Genomic DNA, 17,576 nt, shown 5'->3' with positions numbered 1-17,576 from the left:
TTATCAATGATTACTATGTCTCGCCAACTTGAAGAACTAGGATTTACTAAAAAAACTTGTATTACCTGTGGAAACGATTTCTGGTCAATTGGAGATAGAAAGACATGTGGGGATGCACCCTGCGATGAATATACATTTATTGGAAATCCTGCAACAGATAAAAAATATGACCTCTACGAAATTCAAAAAGCTTTTAAGGAATTTTTTGCCCAACACGGACATACACCTATAAAGAGATATCCGGTTCTTGCAAAAAGGTGGAGAGACGATGTTTTTTTAGTAGGGGCATCAATTTACGATTTTCAACCATGGGTAACATCTGGCGCCGTAGAACCACCTGCAAACCCACTGGTAGTCGCACAACCATCAATAAGACTTAACGATGTGGATAATGTCGGAAGGACCGGCAGACACATGACGTGTTTTACAATGGGTGCACATCACGCTTTTAACACTGATAAAGAACAGATTTACTGGGAAGATGAAACAGTAAAATACTGTCATGATTTTATTAAATCAATTGGAATCAACCCTGAAGAAATCACATATATTGAATCCTGGTGGAAAGGTGGAGGAAACGCCGGACCATGCTATGAAATTTGTGTCAGGGGAGTAGAACTCGCAACACTTGTTTTTATTAAATATAAAACATTACCTGATGGAAAACTTGAAGAAATTCCACTTACAGTTGTAGATACTGGATATGGACTTGAAAGATTCGCATGGATATCTCAAGGAACACCAACAGCCTACGATGCTTCTTTTGGACCTGTAATACAGACATTAAAGGAACTATCTGGTGTTGAAGTTGATGAGAGAATCTTAGCAGAGAATGCTCAAGTTGCAGGTATGATGGACATTGAAACATTTGCAGACCTGAGAGAATTAAGGTCAAAGGTTGCAGATAGGCTTAATATATCTTTAGATGACCTTGAAAGGGCTACAAAACCAATGGAAGCTATTTATGTAATTGCGGACCATACACGATGCCTTGCATTCATGCTTGCCGATGGTGTAATTCCTTCCAATGTTAAAGAGGGATATCTTGCAAGACTTGTCCTGAGGAGAACAATCCGTTTCATAAAAGAATTGGGATTAAAAGAGTCCCTGGCAGATATAATGAAAATACAGCTTGATTTCCTGTCTAAGACCTATCCTGAAATCAGGCAAAGTCAAGATCATATAATTAATGTAATTAATTTAGAGGATAAACGGTACGATAAAACTGTTTCAAAAGGCAGAGAACTTGTTAAAAGAAGCATTAAAAAACTCAGGAAAAAGAATAAAACTGAGATGCCGTTTGAGACACTTAAAGAGCTTTATGAATCCCATGGAATTCCTCCAGAGACTACCAAGGAAATCTCTGAAAAGATGGAATTTGAGGTAAAAGTGCCTGATAATTTCTATACATTGGTAGCTGCTGAGCATGAAGAAGAAGCTCCGGAAGAAAAAGCCGAAATTGAACTTGAGTTCCCAGCCACTGATTTATTGTTCTACCAGAAGCCGTTTGATACACAATTTGAGGCTCATGTGCTTGGAACATATGAAAATAATGTAGTACTGGATCAAACTGTATTCTATCCTGAAGGGGGAGGTCAGCCTTCGGATATTGGGTATCTTGAGATCCGCGGCGAAAAAATAAAAGTTTTACACGCTGAAAAAGTTAACAGTACCGTTTTACACAGGGTGGCTGAAGAGGATATTGAAAAAGTGCATCCTTACAAAGGTCAGATAATCAGCGGCCAGATCGATATTTCCAGAAGGATGGCTTTAACCCGAAACCACACTGCAACTCACTTAATCGTTGCAGCAGCAAGAAAGATCCTTGGAGATCACATATGGCAAGCAGGAGCCCAAAAAGGCGTTAAAAAATCAAGGATCGACCTTACTCACTATAAGCGGATAGAACCTGAAGAACTTCAGGAAATTGAACTGCTGGCAAATAAATTCGTCATGGAAAATCGTCCTGTACTTACAAACTGGATGGCAAGGGCAGAAGCCGAGAAAAAATATGGGTTCATATTATATCAGGGCGGAATTGTCCCTGGAATGGACATAAGGACAGTTGTAGTTGACGGAATTGACGTGCAGGCATGTGCCGGAACACACTGTAATCAAACTGGAGATATCGGACTTATAAAAATAACCAAGACCGAAAGAATTCAAGACGGTGTAGAAAGGATTGAATTTTCAGCAGGTGAAGCTGCAATTGAAGCAGCACAGCGCAACGATAATATATTAAAAGAAAGTTCAGACGTATTTAAAGTCACACCAGAACAACTTCCTAAAACCTGTGATAGGTTCTTTAACGAGTGGAAATCCTTTAAAAATGAAATTGATAAACTTAAAGGAGAAATTGCATCACTTAAAACCGAAGGAATTTTAAACAAAACTGAAAAAATTGGTGATTTAACTGTTTTAAGTGAGATTATTGATTCAGACATGAATGAACTTATAAAAATGGCAACTGACTTAACCGAAAAACAGGGAAAAGTTGATGTTGTGCTTCTTGGAAGCAGCGAAGGTAAAATAGTTGGTGCCATCTCTAAAAAAGCGCTTGAAAACGGTATCAAGATTAATGGTATCATAAAGGATGCTGCTGCAATTCTCGGCGGTGGTGGGGGCGGAAGGCCAAATCTTGCTCAAGGTGCAGGGCCACAAGCTGAAAAAATGCAAGAAGCACTTGATTTTGCAGTTACTGAATTAAAAAAGATTTAATCTTTTTTCTATTTTTTAATTTAAATAATTAAATATGTCTTTTTAAGTAATATTGGACTTTTAATTTCTTTTTTATTAATTTAAACACTTATTTTTAGTTCAAACTTAAATCTGCATAATTTTAGATTTTCTTTTGCATTATTGATAATACTAATACTGTACTTTTTCATAAAGGTTATATAGGTATTGTTCTGTAATAATTCAACAGGTTTTGGAATATCTTTTTTAGGATACATAATGACATTAATGGTGCTGATTGGAGGAAAGATAATGCGGAGGAACGAACAAAACGCCTTAACCTATTTATTAGGTGGTTTAGGGCTTATAATTTTATTAGGTGGACTATTTAAGCTTTATAATCTTAATTATGGGTTAATGGCTGCTTTCATATTATGGATCATAGGCGGTGCTATTGGGAAAACTGTAATGGGAGTTATAGGCAGTATTGGATTGATATTTTTAATGGTAGGTACATTTCATTATTCATTGATATACGTACTGTTGGGTACAATTGCTATATGGGTAACGGCAGGTACATTTGGCAGGTATTCTAATATGGGTTAATTGGATGAAATAAAAATGCAGGGGGTGAAGTTTTATAGTTTAGGAAAATTTAAGATTTATCTTTTTTATGGGAGTTATAAGAATTAAAGATGCAATATCTGTATTTTAAATAATTGTGGCTTAGTTATATATTGAAACAGGTTAGTTACGAAAGATTAATAGTTGGTGGTTACTAGAATAGTTGTAATTTTATTTTAATTTCAACTGTTTTAGATTTTTTAAGAAGGAACTGCTATGGAAAACAAGGCCAATGACGTAACTAAAATGACTGCATTACTGGCTGCCACATTAGCTGCTTTTCTTGTACCGTTTATGGGTTCTTCCCTCAATGTTGCACTTCCAACCATTGGAAATGAGTTTGCTGCAGATGCGATTTTGCTCAGCTGGATTTCAGCATCATTTTTGTTGGCATCAGCTATTTTTACACTTCCGTTTGGGAGAATTGCTGATATTTATGGATTAAAACGAATATTTACCTGTGGAATAATTACTTATACTATTTTTTCATTTCTTTCAGGCACTGCACCATCTGCAATGTCGCTTATCATATTTCGAGCTTTTCAGGGTATTGGAGCTTCAATGATGTTTGGTACGGGGGTGGCAATTTTAACTTCTGTATTCCCTTTAGCAGAAAGGGGAAAAACTAACAAACACTGTCAAATCTTCGATTTGACGCAGCGAAAACGAAGTTTTCGCATGCTTTGTGTTTGTGCATTCGAAAATCAATGATTTTCGAAAGCCCTGGGAATTAATCTTGCAGGAGTTTATTTTGGCCTTTCAATTGGTCCTTTTTTAGGCGGAATCATGACGCAATATCTCGGATGGAGGAGTATATTCTTTTTAAATGTACTGCTTGGTGTAATTGTGATTTCTTTTGTTATTTTGAGGTTAAAAGGAGAATGGGCTGAATGTATGGGTGAAAAATTCGATCTTAAAAGCGCAGTTGTATATAGCTTTACACTCCTTTTATTGATGTATGGATTTTCATCTCTCCCTGGAACTTTAGGGATAATATTAACAGTAATGGGAATCATCGGAATCATTGTGTTCATATTGGTGGATACAAAGGTAGATAATCCTCTTCTAGACATGGACCTTTTTTAAAAAATAAAGTTTTTGCTTTATCCAATTTAGCGGCTCTAATTAACTACAGCACGACTACAGGTGCGGTTTTTCTATTAAGCCTTTACTTGCAGTACATATTGGGATATACACCTCAAAAGGCAGGATTAGTTCTGTTACCTCTGCCACTTATAATGGTTATTGTATCTCCAATTGCAGGAGAACTATCTGACAAAATTGATCCGAGGATACTAGCCTCAGTTGGAATGGCATTAACTGCTGTAGGACTATCGTTTTTTAGTTATGTGGGATTTTTTACAGCTTTGCCATATGTAATAGCAGGACAGCTTGTGCTTGGTTCTGGATTTGCTCTATTTTCTTCCCCTAATACCAACGCAATTATGGGATCTGTTAAGAAACGTAATTATGGAGTAGCTTCTGCAACGGCCAGTACAATGCGGCTTAGCGGGCAGGTTTTAAGCTTTGGAATTATTATATTGATCTTTTCGCTGCTAATTGGAAAGGTTCAAATTACACCTGATACCTATTTCAATCTCTTGGGAAGCATAAGGGTTGCATTTAAGGTTTTTGCAGTGGCATGTTTTATGGGAATATTAACAACGGCTTATGGAAAAATAGCTTCTCTTTAAGAATTGGCGGAGTATAATTTAGGCACAAATAGTAATATGTCCTCTTTATTTACTGAAAATAGTTAATATGTTATATTTTCCCATAAAACTTATATATTGGCTCATAAATAACTAAATAACAATAAGTTTTAGCTTAACTATATTTAAATTAACATGGGGAGATAGAAAAATGGAAGATAGGCAGGCAGATTTTATACTTTACATTTTAGGCGTTGTAGGACTTTTAGTTCTTCTTGCACCTATACTTGATATATATGAATGGAAATATGGAATATTTGGCGCTGTTATAATATGGATTATAGCTGGAGGAATCCGTAGATATTTTGCTATACCTTCAAATAGATAAATATTTAACTATTTTGCTGAATACAATGATTTCTTTGATTTTTATATTTTATTAACTGTTTTAATTTCTCTTTTTTTAATTTTAATAAAATAAATATAGTTTAATTGAGATAACATTAAATAAGGTTTTATATAAATTCATTTAATATAACAATAGTTATAAATTTTAAAAAATCACGGGGTCATATTTTTGAACATTCGTAACATTGAAGAAATAAATCAGAAAATCCAACGAGGAGAAGCAACTGTACTAACAGCAGAAGAAGTTAGTAACCTTGTAAGGGATGGAGAAGAACCAAAAGCAGAAGATATTGACGTTGTAACTGCAGGAACATGTGGAATAATGTCTGGAACAGCTGCGGTATTTCACATAAAAGCAGGGGAACCAGGATCATTTAAAAAAGCAAAAAAAGTTCTTTTAAACGGTGTCCCAGGGTTCCCAGGTCCATGTCCAAATGAATGGCTGGGATCTGTTGATTTGATAGCTTACGGTACGTCACACAGTATTTATGATGAGGATTATGGTGGAGGATTCTTATTTAAGGATATTGTAGAAGGAAAAGATATAGAAATTGAAGTCGAGTCCATTCACGGGGAAATTATAAAATCAACCACTAATATTGAAGAAATGGGCATGGCGCGGATGATTGGAACTCGTCTAGCATTTAAAAATTACACTGCATTTTTAAACCCAACTGAAGAACCTGTTGCATCTATATTTAATGCTGTAGATATGGAAGGTCCATTTAAAGGGCTTTCATTTTCAGGTTGCGGCGAATTAAATCCGCTGCAAAATGATCCGGAGATGAAAACAATAAAAACAGGAACTAAAGTGCTGTTGTGTGGATCTGAAGGAATTGTTCTTGGCAGTGGGACAAGAAGTGCTCCTGAAAAACCGAACTTAATGGTAGCTGCAGATATGGCAGATATGGATCCACATTACTTGGGAGGGTTCAAAACAGCAGCAGGGCCCGAAGTTTTCAACAGTGTAGCTGCTGCGATCCCGATTCTAAATGATGAAATTTTGAAGAACACTTTTATCCTAAATAAAGATATACCGTTACCTGTTGCAGATATACGTGGAAGACATAAAGTTTTAGGGTTTACAGACTATGCTTCTGTATGGAGTGATAATGATGAAAGGCCAGTTTACGATCCTGAAGCATGTTTAAACTGCGGGGTATGTATGGTACGTGAAAGATGTCCTACTGGAGCATACGAAGGTACTTTAAATGAAAGGAAGTGCTTTGGTTGTGGCATGTGTGCTTATTCATGTCAACATGGTGCATTCGAAATGAAACGTGGTGAACTGAAATTCAAAATGGACAATGAAGTTATAGATGTGCCTATAATATGCAGACAGTCTGATATTAAAAGGGCACGGGAACTCACTGGTGATCTTAAAAAAAGAATTATGGAAGGTAAGTTTTCAATTTCAGGATGGTATTAGTAAACCGCAGGTTTAGCTAGCTTCATTTTTAGATATAATGATACTAGCTAAATTTTATTTTAAAATAAGTTGGGAGTTGATACTAACTGTTGAATCCAGGAACGCTAGGAGTTATCTGCGTATTTGAAAACAGTATCAGCCCTATAACAAATCCAAGCAGAAGTATCATGATCATGAAGAGGCATATTGTACCTAAACTAAGTCTTGATTTTTTTGTTTCAGGAACTTCTTCTTCTCCGTAATTATAATAACTTTCATAATCCATATCGTTTTTATAGGGTGAATCATGGCGTTTAGAAGCTGAAGGGCTGCCGTAATATTTTCTTTTTAAAGGCTTTCTTTTGTAATCTTCTTCTTCATTATAATTTGTATAATCTGCCTTTGGATGGGGAATATCATATGTAAAATCAGATGTATCAGTCTCTCTTCTTGAGCTTTTCCCCTCAAAATGTTCTTTTTTAGGGTAATTTTTATATTTTTTCTTTGACTGGAAACTATCAAACTGCTGTGAATTTTTATAACTTTTCTTTTTTGAGGATTTAGAAGTTGGAAGTTCCATTCCGCAGTTAGGGCAGTATGTTTCTTTGTTATCTATTTCTGCCCCACAGTTATCACATATCATTTTTATCACTTATTTGTGGTTTTAATAAATCTAATTACTTCACCATGTGTTATTTATAAAATTGAGATAAATATTTTATCTGCTTTATCGTGTTTAGGTATGTTAACTCCTTTAATTATTTATAACTATGTAATAAACTATGGACTCAAATATTTAAAATTATGTACTATCCTGTTATTTTATTTTTTTAAACTTTACAGACTTTCATGCCTTAAAAAGTGTGATAATAAATTTTAAAGAAGATAATAAATTGGGCAATTTTAAAATAAAAAAATAGGAAAAGATATCATAAGAGATCTTTTCAGTGTAATCAATTTGGGAAAACACCTTAAGGTGCTCCACCTGCTCCTCCAACGTTTTTGCCAGTTATAGCGTTAATGTCTATTTCACCAACATTTGTTCCGTTGTCGATAACAGGAACCACGTATATGTATTGACCATCAGTTTTGATCAATTTGGGTGTTCCTGCGGTTGCTCCTTCTACGTTAATGTACTTTTGGGCTATTTTCTGGGCTTCTTCTGAAGTTATCTTTGGTTTAGTTGTATTATCTGATGCTTTGTCGCTATCTGATGTGCTGTCACTAGACGAACTGTCGCCAGTAACAGATGACTGTTGTCCCTGATTAGAATTGCTGGTGGAATTTATGTGGTTTCCAGAAGCACCGAATACCAGTGCCGCTGCAGCCAGCATTACCACTACTGCAACTATTGATTTTTTAATCATCATTCAACCTCATTTTTTTATTTAACTAGATTTAGAAAGGCAATGTAGCGTATGTACCTTTGTATGTCGCTGTTCCTGTATTCCAGTTTTTAATAACACCAAACGTGTTTTTAGAACTGGTTGCGTCTGCATTGTACCATTTGCCGTTTACGTATACTTGGGCAATAACGTGCCCGTACCAGTTACCGCTTGTGAATTTAGCTTTAACGTGTTCGTATCGTGCTGGTATTCCTGCGGCCCTTTCAAGTGCTATTAACAGATGAGCTGTATCAACACAGTTTCCAGTTTTTTTGCTTAAAGTGCCTACAGCACCGTATTTGGTGTTGTAATAGAAGGAATAACCTATGTTATCTCTTACCCAGTTAAATATTGCCACTGCTTTATCGTACGTGGAAGTTTTACCGCTTGTTATTGATTTTGCCAGTGCTTGGATCTGTGAATTAGTTACCTGACAGTTTGTAGTAGATTTAAGATACTGCTGCAGTGATGCAGGTACCGATGTAGATGTGTTTGAAGAATTTGAAGTTGATGTACTTGAAGTTCCAACTGTGCTCCATGACTTTACTGTAACATAACTTGGTAACCGTTCGTTTGTTTTATAGAAAGCCATTATCTTGGAAAATGTGTAAATTAAAGATTGATAATTTAATTTACCAAGACTGCTTGTTGCATAATTTGGTAAAGCACCATTTGCATCTATAAACGCATTCACTCTTTTAGCAAGGTCTAAATAACCTGCTTTATTTATATTACCACTTTTAACACTTTCACTAGGTTTTGCTGCACTATTTATATCTTTAAGTGTTATTGATGTTGTTGTTCCGTTGTTTAACTGTAGTAAACCTGCAGTCAGTAGTTTTAAAAACTCAGGCATTTCAACCTGGGTTGTACCAATTGTCACATAGTTTGGAAGTTTGTGGTTGGTTTCAACGTATGCTTTGACCCTAGCTGCGGCATCTGTGATTTGGCTTACAGTAAAGTTTTTAGATACTTTTGTTTCTCCTGCAGCTGCTGCCTGTGTTTGAGTACTGGTTGTATTTGTTGAATTTTTGCTGGTTGAATTTATTGAAGTCGCTGTTGAAGTTACTGCAGTTTGATTATCCTTTGTACTTACTGTATTCTGTGCTACTGCTTGTGTTTTAACGGTGGTTTGGTTGGTACTGACATTTGATGTGGCAGTACTTGTATTCTGCACTGTTTTTACACTTGCATCGGTTGAATTTTGTGCTGCAACCGATTTGTTTGTGTTGCATGTATTATTTATTTGTATATTGGCTTTTTCTTGCACAGTGCTGTTGTTAACAGCCTGTGTTTGTGCAGTTCCTGCGTCTGCCGCGCTTGCGCCAGCTATACCCATCAAAGATAGACTGGATATTAATAGGACTGCAAAAAGCAATTTTCTCGTAATTATACCGCCTCCGATTACCAATCATGGGAAAACTCAATCAGAGTTTTCCTATGGGTATGGAGTAGTTAATGTGCTATACCATATAAACCTTTTGATTTTAATGCCAAAAAAAGGCACGTATTGGGCTCTTTTTACGATTTGGGACACGCTGTGGAGTTATTGAAATAAGATCTTTGGGATGAACTCTCTCAATTATTATTTTCAGTAAATCAGCTTATTTTAAACATTATTTGGCAAAAAGAGGTATTTACATTGCTTTTATACTCATGGCATAATTGGAGTAATCATTAAATAAACTCTATTAACATTCTATTTGGGTTAAACGAAGTTATTTGAAATTTTAAGAATTTTATTCATTTTTATTAATTAATTATTAATTATTATGTTAAAAAATTTACTAACAAAAAGGGGTATTAACTGTTTTTTGTATAGCTTAATTATTATTCTCCATTTGTTAATACTAAAATTTCAGTGATAACGTATGACTCAAACAAGGTTAATACAAAATTGAAAATTTAGATGCTGTGAATATGTCGAGACAAATACATTAAAAATTAAAGGAGATTACATAGATCTTAATTTTTCAAGACTAAAAAGAAAAAGGACCCCTCAGAAATTCTGTGAATTTCTGGGGCCTTCAAAATCTATGATTTTGGGGCCCAGGAAACTCTCAAAAACCTTCGGTTTTTGGAGCACGAAAAACTTTGTTTTTCGTAGGCTATGTTTCCTAGGGTGCCGAAAATCCTCAAAAATCTCCGATTTTTGGGAGTTAGAAAATGCTTCGCATTTTCTAAAATTCATAGAATTTTCGAGCATAAATCTCTTTGAGATTTTTCCAGTTTAAACCAATTTTAGAGGAACACACTAAATTCAGTGTCTCCAACATTATGTCCGTTAAAGCATTAACTTCCTTACCCGTGCATCTTAATTTCAATAAAGGGCATATATTCATATTCTCTGTCCATTTACATGTATTGCGTACTTGAATAGAATATTTAATGTGTGAAGGTGATTGTTTTTTATGAATATTTTTTTTGTAACTTTGTTTTAATGTTATCTGCTTTATATGCCTACATATGACTGTTATTAGTCTAAATAATGCTTTTTACAGCCGCTAATAAAATTTATATAGTTCTAGCTGATATTTTTTTCTCAGCTGAACAATTTACTGCAACTATAATTTACCATGGTAAGGATGTATATGTTCCATATATTGTTGCCGTTGATGTATTCCAATTGTTAATAACACCAAAAGTATTGCTGTAACTGATTGCATCTGCTCTATACCATTTACCATCTACGTATACTTGTGTCCAGACGTGTCCATACCAGTTTTTTGAAAATTTACAGTAGCCATGCTCGTATCTTGCTGGGATTCCTGCTGCTCTTTCGAGAGCTACCAGTAGGTTAGAAGTATCACAGCAATTTGCTGATTTTGATGTTAATGCGCCTGTTGCTCCTTTTATACTATTATAATAAAAGTCGTATTTTATGTTGTCTCTTACCCAGTTAAATATTGCTGATGCTTTAGCATATGTGGATGATTTACCGCTTGTTATTGATTTTGCCAGTGCCTGAATCTGTGAATTAGTCACCTGACAGTTTTTTGTTGCTTTGAGATACTTTTGTAGTGATGCAGGTACTGGTGTTGATGGAGTCGACGGAGATGTATCTGAAGTTCCGACTTTACTCCATGGATTAACAGTTACATAATTTGGCAGTCTACTGTTTGTATTGTAGAAAGCTGTTATCTTGGAAAACATGTAAATCAATGATTTATAATTCAGTTTGCCAAGATTGCTGTTTGCATAATTTGGTAAGATACCATTCGTATTTATAAATGCATTAACTCTTTTAGCAAGGTCTAAATAACCTGCTTTATTTATAGTGCCACTTTTAACGCTTTCAGTAGGTTTTGGCGCACTAAGTATGCTTTTTAGTGTTATTGATGTTGTTTTCCCGCTGTTTAACTGCAGTAAATTTGCAGTTAACAATTTCAGGAAATCAGACATTTGCACCTGAGTTGTACCAATTGTCACATAACTTGGAAGTACATGGTGGGTTTCGATATATGCTTTAACTTTTGCCGCTGCATCGTTGATTTGCTTTACAGTAAAGCTTTTAGAAACTTTTGTTTCTCCTGCAGCTGCATATTTTTTAGAACTATCACTGCTGATAGTTTTGTACCCAACACTTTGTGTTTGAGTACTGGTTGCATTATTCATTGTGTTTGTTTTTGTGACTGTTGAATTTTTACTGTTATTTACTGCAGTTTGTACTGCGTTTTTTGTATCTGTCTCTGTATTTGTTGAATTTTTGCTGGTTGAATTTGTTGAAGTTGCTGTTAAATTTGTTGCAGTTTGATTAGCACTTGTATTTGCTCTATCTTGTGCAACTGCTTGTGTTTCAACGGCGGTTTGGTTAGTACTGGCATTTGATGTATCAGTACTCGTATCCTCCACAGTTTTTACACTTTCATCGGTTTCATTTACAACCGATCCATTTTCATTGTCTGTATCATTTGTGTGTATTCCAGCATTTCCTTGCACAGTGCTGTTATTAGCAGCCTGTGCTTGTGCAGTACCTACATCTGCTGCGCTTGCGCCAGCTATACTTGCCAGAAATAGGCAAAGTACTAGTAGAACTGCAAAAGGCAGTTTTCTCTTAATAATAACGCCTCCAGTTACCCATACTGAAAAATTTTTTTAATTTTTCCATGCCTATAAAACCTGTGGTTTTGTGGTGGGAAAAAAACTAATTAAAGTTTTTCTATGGGTAGAAAATAGTTAATATTCCATATCATATAAATATTTTGATTTTAATCCTCAAAAAAAGTATGTTTAAAGCTCTTTTTAGTATTTAAGGCCTATTGTGTGGTTATTGAAATAAGATATGTGGGGTGAGCTCTTTCAATTATTATTTTGGATAGATCAGTTTATTTCAAACATTGTATATCAAAAGGGGTTATACCTATTACTTTTATAATTCAACTATTACTGTCTTAATTTGGAATAAACTTTTTTAAACGTTCTATTTAACTTAAAATGATTTAATGGATATTATAAGAATTTTATTCCTTTTTGTAAAATGATGTATATTTATTAGGTAAATGGGGTATTTTATAGAAATAAATATCAACTAGTTTTTACATAAATTAACTATTAATATTTCTGCTGACTGTTAAAAACAGTTGATGCGAGTAATGGAATAAATGGGCTAATAAAAAGTTATAAATAATTAGCGCTAACGTAAAATAAACGTGTTAGATAAAACTTGTAATTAAATTAAATTTATTAAACCCAAACTTTTTGCATAATTAACTACTTCTTCCATTTCTTGATGGTTTGGATATCTTGTGATTTCATTAGATTCATAGGCTTTATAAACGGGCCTATACTGTCCCATAATATTTACAACTGTTTTTTTCCCTAAATTTTCACTTATCCATTTTAAAATAGGTTTTGAACAGCATTCAACATGGTCTGGAAGTACAAGATGTCTTATGATCATATCTCCAGATTTTTTTGCCATTTTATGATTCTTTGTTACGATGTTCCAGTAATTAGGCACTTTAGAAAGCTTTTCTCCACATCCTTCTGGTCCATATTTAAAATCACTTAAAAATAAGTCGACAAAACCATCAAGAAGTTTCATGGCATCTTCGCTCATGTAAAAATTGCTGTTCCAGATCACGGGAATGTTTTCATTACACAGCTCCATTGTCTTTAAAATATAATATAAATTTGGGGTGGGATCTCCTCCAACGAAGTTTACATTCCTTGAACCTTCTTTTCTCCGTTTATCAATTATTTCTGCCAGGTGCATTTCACTTATTTCTATTCCTGCTTCTGGAAATTGACTTATATCAAAATTTTGACAGTAAATACATTCAAAATTACAGCCTGTAAAAAAGATGGTATGGCTGGGTATAATGGGGGCTTCCTCACCCATGTGCATAAATTCAGATGCTATTTTTGGATTTTCCACGTTGCAAAACCCTTTTTCTGTAGTTCTGTTAATATGACATTTCATTTCACAAAAATAGCAGTTTTCAAATATTTTTTCTGCAATCTTTCTTTTTAGATCAAGATAAGAAAAATCTGGTTCTTTAATGTCATCAAAGGATATTGTATTGAATATTTCTTTAAATTCGCTTCGAATACATTCATGCTCTCTCCAAAGAGCATTATTATTCTCACTTTCTTCTGCTTCTATCATTGAAGATACTTTAACTCTTGATGCTCTTTGATTGAGCATAATTTTAAAATAAGTTGAAAGTTCCTTTTTTATAGCGCTGTTCATTGATCTTAATTTTATACTCTGAATAGATTATATGTTTGACTCAAAAGTATTAATGAAGTCATATATAATAATAAAAGATCATTATGACAAAACAGTTTGAGGAAATAAAAAGCGCCTTTCAGGATAATTGTGGTGAATGTAAACTAATCGACCAGAAAATAGCCATAATAGTTGAATTTAAAAATGAAGAAGATGCTGAATGGTTTGAAAACAATATTGTATATCCTGAAGGTACTATGAAAAGATCCCCATTGAAACATGTCATGAAAGTATCTGAAGAGTCTAAAAAATTCGCTGAACCATTTTATGGACGTACATATACATTTGAAGTTAAAAACAAGGATGAATTGATCCATAAACTGAATGAAAGGTAGTTTCTGTGAATTAGTAGTGGAGGTGATATTTTGCCTGGGGAAGGATGGAAAAAATTACCAAGAATAGAATTGATTCCAATACCTGAAGATGTAAATGTGCCTGAAGATATACCTGCTTCAGAAGTTCGTATTCCTTCAACATATACGGGGCATGATGTTGAATATGAAAATGAGGAGGGTAAACCTGTAAATGAAAATGAAGCAACTCACCTGCGGTTTACAGGAATAGATCGAAGATCAGATATTGTGGTGGGCCCTGTAAAACCTGAAGGAATGATTAAATTAAATCTGTATCTCAATGACGATGAGATGCCTGTAGTTAAGGAAGAAGCATCTAATGTTAAAAGTAAGATACTTAATGAAAGTTACAGGCCGCTCTAAATGTTTGAATTATAGTGAATGACCAAATATTTTTGACTAACCATAAGAAATTTGTTTATGTGCTTTAAACTCTCGAATGTTCAGAAAATCCTTTGGGATTTTCCTCAATTTATCAATGTAAACTTAATCAACTACTGTCAAAACTTTCAGTTTTGACGTATCGAAAATCGTAGATTTTCGAATATCCAAAATTTATAAGTTTAAAAAGTTACTTCATTCACTATAAAACAAGTATCTCTAAGGAATTACTTTTTTCTTTTATTTTAAAACTAAAGATAGATTTGGTTAATTCCAAATCTCTTTAATTAGACTAAAAATAGAATTACTTAACCTACCACTCTTAAATTTGGGGCTAGAATACGTGGAATAACGAAAGGCCCGCGTTGTCTGATTTCTTTAGAACCGCTTGATGCATTTTTCATGACATCAAATATGTTTCCAGATAGCATAGCTTTTTTAACAGGGTAACTAATTTCTCCATTTTCTATTTTAAATGCATTGTTGGCCTCAACTGAAAAGTCTCCTGAAATTGGGTTGGCTGTATGTGCACCTAAAACATCTGTAACAAGTATTCCTTCTTTAATATCTTCTATTTCAAGGGTATCTTTAAATTCAAGAACAAAATTACTTAAGCCCACTGAAGGCATATCTGCAAATGAAGACCTCATACCGTTACCTGTACTTTCTGTGTTTCCTTTTTTAGATGTATATATGTCATAAATGAAACTTTTTAGGATTCCGTCCTGAATTACGGCAGTTTTTTGGGTAGGGGTTCCTTCTCCATCACTTATTGATGAAGCAAGTCCTCCTTCAAGTGTACCATCATCATAGATGCTTAATGAAGGTGAAACAACTTCGTTTCCTATTTTATCTGCAAAGATAGACCTGCCTCTTTGAACATTATCCGCATTAAAAGCACCGACAAATGTCCCGAGAAGACCTGCAGATGCACGGTAATCTAATATTACATCCATATCTTTTGTTTCTACAGGTTGGCCGTTTAAAGAATTTTTTGCAATATCACATGCATTATCTGCAATCCATTCAGGGTTAATATCAAAGAGCCTTGATGAGTCCCCTTCATATGCTGTTGATATTTCTCCATCTTTTTCAGCATTTACTGCTATAAACCCTGAAAATGATGTTCCTATTTCTTTGCGGTTTACACCATTTGAATTTAGGATTAAACTCTCTGTTTTTCCTGCAGAAAATCCTCCGGAGGTTGGTTCACATTTTTCTTCTTCAACTGTAGCTATCATAGCTTTTGCAAAATCTATGGAACTTTCGATATCCATTGCTTCATTTTTTTTATCATAAGTACCTTTAACTTGACCATATTGGGATTCATGGGCAAAATCAAAATATTCATCTTCAATATTAGATTTCGCGTTGAATATTGCATTCTTTGCGGTTTCATCAATTTTATCAATATTAGTTGTATAAGAAAATCCCATTTTTCCTCTCAAAATTACTCTTACGCTTAATCCGTAGGTAATTTCTTCTTTTGCAAAACTAATTTCATTTCTCTGGATGTCTACATCAATACTTTTTTCTCTTTCTATATACACTTCTGCATAATCAGAATCTTTTAAAGCAAGATTTAATGCGCGTTCTGCAGTATTTATCATTTAAATCCTCCGAAATTTTTTACAAAATTTGGGGCACTCAAACATTTCATGTTTGGTGCATCAAAAACCCTTGGTTTTTGAAAGCCCTTGAAATTCATAAGAATTTTAGAAAAATGTTTACAAAATCTGTCAAAAATCATGGATTTTTGACGCAGCAAAATTAAAAATTTTGCATGCTTTGATTTTGTAACAGCAAACATTTCATGTTTGCATGTTGTCAAAATTTTTATTTTGACACATCGAAAATCTACGATTTTCGAATGCTTTGCATTTTCTAACCTTTTGGAAATCATAGATTTCCGATGCCGGAGGAAACTCTGTTTCCTCGGCTACAAAAACTGTGTTTTTGTAGGCTATCACAATCTTTGATTGTGATGCCCCAAACGTTGCTCAAAATCTATGATTTTGGCACAAGCAAAAACGGAGTTTTTGCATGCTTCGCGTTTGACAGTTCCAAAAATCGAAGTTTCGATTTTTGAGGATTTCGGGGCATGTGAAAAACTCTGTTTTTCACGGTTACGGAGCTATCAAAAATTCTCCGAATTTTTGGAGTACAAATCATAGATTTGCATGCTATGCTCCGTAAACATCGAAAGCTTTGCTTTCGAATGTTCAGGAAATCTGAAGGATTTCCTTCAACCTCCCGGTTTGAATTATTTATTTAAAATGAATTTTTCAATTGCTTCGGCAGCCCCATCACCGTAGGCCTTTTTTGTTACATAATCAGTATTTTCTTTAAGATCATCATCTGCATTTGAAACAGCAACTTTGAACCCTGCAACCTCCAGGAATTCAAGATCGTTTTCACTGTCGCCTATTGCAATTATTTCATCAGCGGTTATGCCCATATCTTCTGCAATGATTTTAAGCGATTTTCCTTTATTAACTAGGGGGTCTGTAATGTGTATTGCAAATTTAGTGTCATATACCACAACATCAAAATTTTTTACAGTCTCTTTTACAGTATTTACATCAATGGTGCGTTTTATCGCAATTTCAGATGACCGAAGATCTGAAAATTCTGTTTTTTCCACATCATACCTTGATTTTAATAGTTCATAGGCAGGTTTGCATTTTTTGATATCTCCAAGAATTAAATTTCTTTTTGTGGTATATACAACTCCGCCATTTTCACATACTATTCCGCCAGATGTACCTACCATTGTGGATACCATTTTCGCTGTGCAGAGTACATTTCCAGTCACTAATATAACAGGATAACCTGCATCTTCTGCTTTTCGCAGTGCATTTATTGCATTTACACATATCTTCCGATTTTTATCAGTAATCGTACCATCTATGTCTACAGCAATTGCTTTCACTCTGACATTACTCCAATTATTTAAAA

General features: G+C 34.4%; 16 protein-coding genes. 9 read left to right on the top strand and 7 right to left on the bottom strand.

The genetic code is table 11. The features are described 5' to 3' along the window. Nucleotides 1-6: 6 nt before the first annotated feature. From alaS to EJ01_RS02380, 7 genes are all read left to right on the top strand, one after another. Nucleotides 7-2,718 carry an alanine--tRNA ligase gene (gene alaS, locus EJ01_RS02395; RefSeq protein WP_048080321.1) on the top strand — a complete coding sequence of 904 codons (2,712 nt, stop codon included), beginning with the start codon at nt 7-9 and terminating at the stop codon, nt 2,716-2,718. A gap of 186 nt (nt 2,719-2,904) precedes the next feature. Continuing rightward, nucleotides 2,905-3,282 carry a hypothetical protein gene (locus EJ01_RS02390; RefSeq protein WP_048080320.1) on the top strand — a complete coding sequence of 126 codons (378 nt, stop codon included), beginning with the start codon at nt 2,905-2,907 and terminating at the stop codon, nt 3,280-3,282. A gap of 234 nt (nt 3,283-3,516) precedes the next feature. Further along, nucleotides 3,517-4,011, top strand: coding sequence for an MFS transporter (locus tag EJ01_RS17745; protein WP_245611133.1), 495 nt, complete (start codon nt 3,517-3,519; stop codon nt 4,009-4,011). A gap of 75 nt (nt 4,012-4,086) precedes the next feature. Continuing rightward, the gene (locus tag EJ01_RS17740) at nt 4,087-4,386 is read left to right on the top strand and encodes an efflux MFS transporter permease (RefSeq protein WP_245611132.1); all 300 of its coding nucleotides are present in this window, start codon (nt 4,087-4,089) and stop codon (nt 4,384-4,386) included. Between the two features lie 86 nt (nt 4,387-4,472). Continuing rightward, entirely contained in the window at nt 4,473-4,994 is a 522-nt protein-coding gene (locus EJ01_RS17735) for an MFS transporter (RefSeq protein WP_331275693.1), read from the top strand. A 169-nt stretch (nt 4,995-5,163) separates the two neighbouring features. Next, on the top strand, nt 5,164-5,340 hold the full coding sequence (locus EJ01_RS17475; protein WP_169740427.1) for a hypothetical protein: 177 nt from the start codon (nt 5,164-5,166) through the stop codon (nt 5,338-5,340). Between the two features lie 189 nt (nt 5,341-5,529). Further along, complete coding sequence (locus EJ01_RS02380) at nt 5,530-6,789, top strand: methanogenesis marker 16 metalloprotein (protein WP_048080319.1); 1,260 nt, start codon at nt 5,530-5,532, stop codon at nt 6,787-6,789. 82 nt (nt 6,790-6,871) lie between these two features. Here EJ01_RS02380 and EJ01_RS02375 read toward each other — a convergent pair whose 3' ends face one another. The 5 genes from EJ01_RS02375 to EJ01_RS02350 all read right to left on the bottom strand — a co-directional run bounded on the left by EJ01_RS02375 (nt 6,872) and on the right by EJ01_RS02350 (nt 13,845). Next, nucleotides 6,872-7,411, bottom strand: a complete 540-nt coding sequence (locus EJ01_RS02375; RefSeq protein WP_048080318.1) for a zinc ribbon domain-containing protein — start codon at nt 7,409-7,411, stop codon at nt 6,872-6,874. A 328-nt stretch (nt 7,412-7,739) separates the two neighbouring features. Beyond that, on the bottom strand, nt 7,740-8,135 hold the full coding sequence (locus EJ01_RS02370; protein ID WP_052375759.1) for a PepSY domain-containing protein: 396 nt from the start codon (nt 8,133-8,135) through the stop codon (nt 7,740-7,742). A gap of 31 nt (nt 8,136-8,166) precedes the next feature. Beyond that, nucleotides 8,167-9,492 carry a pseudomurein-binding repeat-containing protein gene (locus tag EJ01_RS16280; protein ID WP_084689123.1) on the bottom strand — a complete coding sequence of 442 codons (1,326 nt, stop codon included), beginning with the start codon at nt 9,490-9,492 and terminating at the stop codon, nt 8,167-8,169. Between the two features lie 1,232 nt (nt 9,493-10,724). Then, entirely contained in the window at nt 10,725-12,092 is a 1,368-nt protein-coding gene (locus tag EJ01_RS16275) for a transglutaminase domain-containing protein (RefSeq protein WP_052375755.1), read from the bottom strand. Nucleotides 12,093-12,822: 730 nt separating this feature from the next. Further along, on the bottom strand, nt 12,823-13,845 hold the full coding sequence (locus EJ01_RS02350; RefSeq protein WP_048080315.1) for a radical SAM protein: 1,023 nt from the start codon (nt 13,843-13,845) through the stop codon (nt 12,823-12,825). 83 nt (nt 13,846-13,928) lie between these two features. Here EJ01_RS02350 and EJ01_RS02345 point away from each other — a divergent pair, with 83 nt between their 5' ends. Together EJ01_RS02345 and EJ01_RS02340 are read left to right on the top strand one after the other, a co-directional pair. Further along, a complete protein-coding gene (locus EJ01_RS02345; RefSeq protein ID WP_048080314.1) occupies nt 13,929-14,219 on the top strand; it encodes a hypothetical protein in 291 nt (96 codons plus the stop codon). A gap of 30 nt (nt 14,220-14,249) precedes the next feature. Beyond that, complete coding sequence (locus EJ01_RS02340; protein ID WP_048080313.1) at nt 14,250-14,600, top strand: hypothetical protein; 351 nt, start codon at nt 14,250-14,252, stop codon at nt 14,598-14,600. Between the two features lie 326 nt (nt 14,601-14,926). Here the strand turns inward: EJ01_RS02340 and EJ01_RS02335 are convergent, their stop codons facing one another. Together EJ01_RS02335 and EJ01_RS02325 are read right to left on the bottom strand one after the other, a co-directional pair. After that, on the bottom strand, nt 14,927-16,228 hold the full coding sequence (locus EJ01_RS02335) for a TldD/PmbA family protein (protein WP_048080312.1): 1,302 nt from the start codon (nt 16,226-16,228) through the stop codon (nt 14,927-14,929). Nucleotides 16,229-16,881: 653 nt separating this feature from the next. Then, nucleotides 16,882-17,550 carry a phosphoglycolate phosphatase gene (locus EJ01_RS02325; RefSeq protein WP_052375753.1) on the bottom strand — a complete coding sequence of 223 codons (669 nt, stop codon included), beginning with the start codon at nt 17,548-17,550 and terminating at the stop codon, nt 16,882-16,884. Nucleotides 17,551-17,576 lie beyond the last annotated feature (26 nt).

It is taken from the genome of Methanobacterium veterum, from assembly GCF_000745485.1.
GTDB lineage: Archaea > Methanobacteriota > Methanobacteria > Methanobacteriales > Methanobacteriaceae > Methanobacterium_D > Methanobacterium_D veterum.
Note: the sequence above shows the minus strand (reverse complement) of the source record. Positions and strands in the feature narration are given on the sequence as shown.

What these genes read in the sequence shown, in the direction of transcription:
- EJ01_RS02350 (WP_048080315.1), bottom strand. Translation starts at nt 13,845, where the DNA reads ATGAACAGCGCTATAAAAAAGGAACTTTCAACTTATTTTAAAATTATG.
- EJ01_RS02370 (WP_052375759.1), bottom strand. Translation starts at nt 8,135, where the DNA reads ATGATTAAAAAATCAATAGTTGCAGTAGTGGTAATGCTGGCTGCAGCG.
- EJ01_RS17475 (WP_169740427.1), top strand. Translation starts at nt 5,164, where the DNA reads ATGGAAGATAGGCAGGCAGATTTTATACTTTACATTTTAGGCGTTGTA.
- EJ01_RS02345 (WP_048080314.1), top strand. Translation starts at nt 13,929, where the DNA reads ATGACAAAACAGTTTGAGGAAATAAAAAGCGCCTTTCAGGATAATTGT.
- EJ01_RS02335 (WP_048080312.1), bottom strand. Translation starts at nt 16,228, where the DNA reads ATGATAAATACTGCAGAACGCGCATTAAATCTTGCTTTAAAAGATTCT.
- EJ01_RS02375 (WP_048080318.1), bottom strand. Translation starts at nt 7,411, where the DNA reads ATGATATGTGATAACTGTGGGGCAGAAATAGATAACAAAGAAACATAC.
- alaS (WP_048080321.1), top strand. Translation starts at nt 7, where the DNA reads ATGATTACTATGTCTCGCCAACTTGAAGAACTAGGATTTACTAAAAAA.
- EJ01_RS17745 (WP_245611133.1), top strand. Translation starts at nt 3,517, where the DNA reads ATGGAAAACAAGGCCAATGACGTAACTAAAATGACTGCATTACTGGCT.
- EJ01_RS16280 (WP_084689123.1), bottom strand. Translation starts at nt 9,492, where the DNA reads ATGGGTATAGCTGGCGCAAGCGCGGCAGACGCAGGAACTGCACAAACA.
- EJ01_RS17740 (WP_245611132.1), top strand. Translation starts at nt 4,087, where the DNA reads ATGACGCAATATCTCGGATGGAGGAGTATATTCTTTTTAAATGTACTG.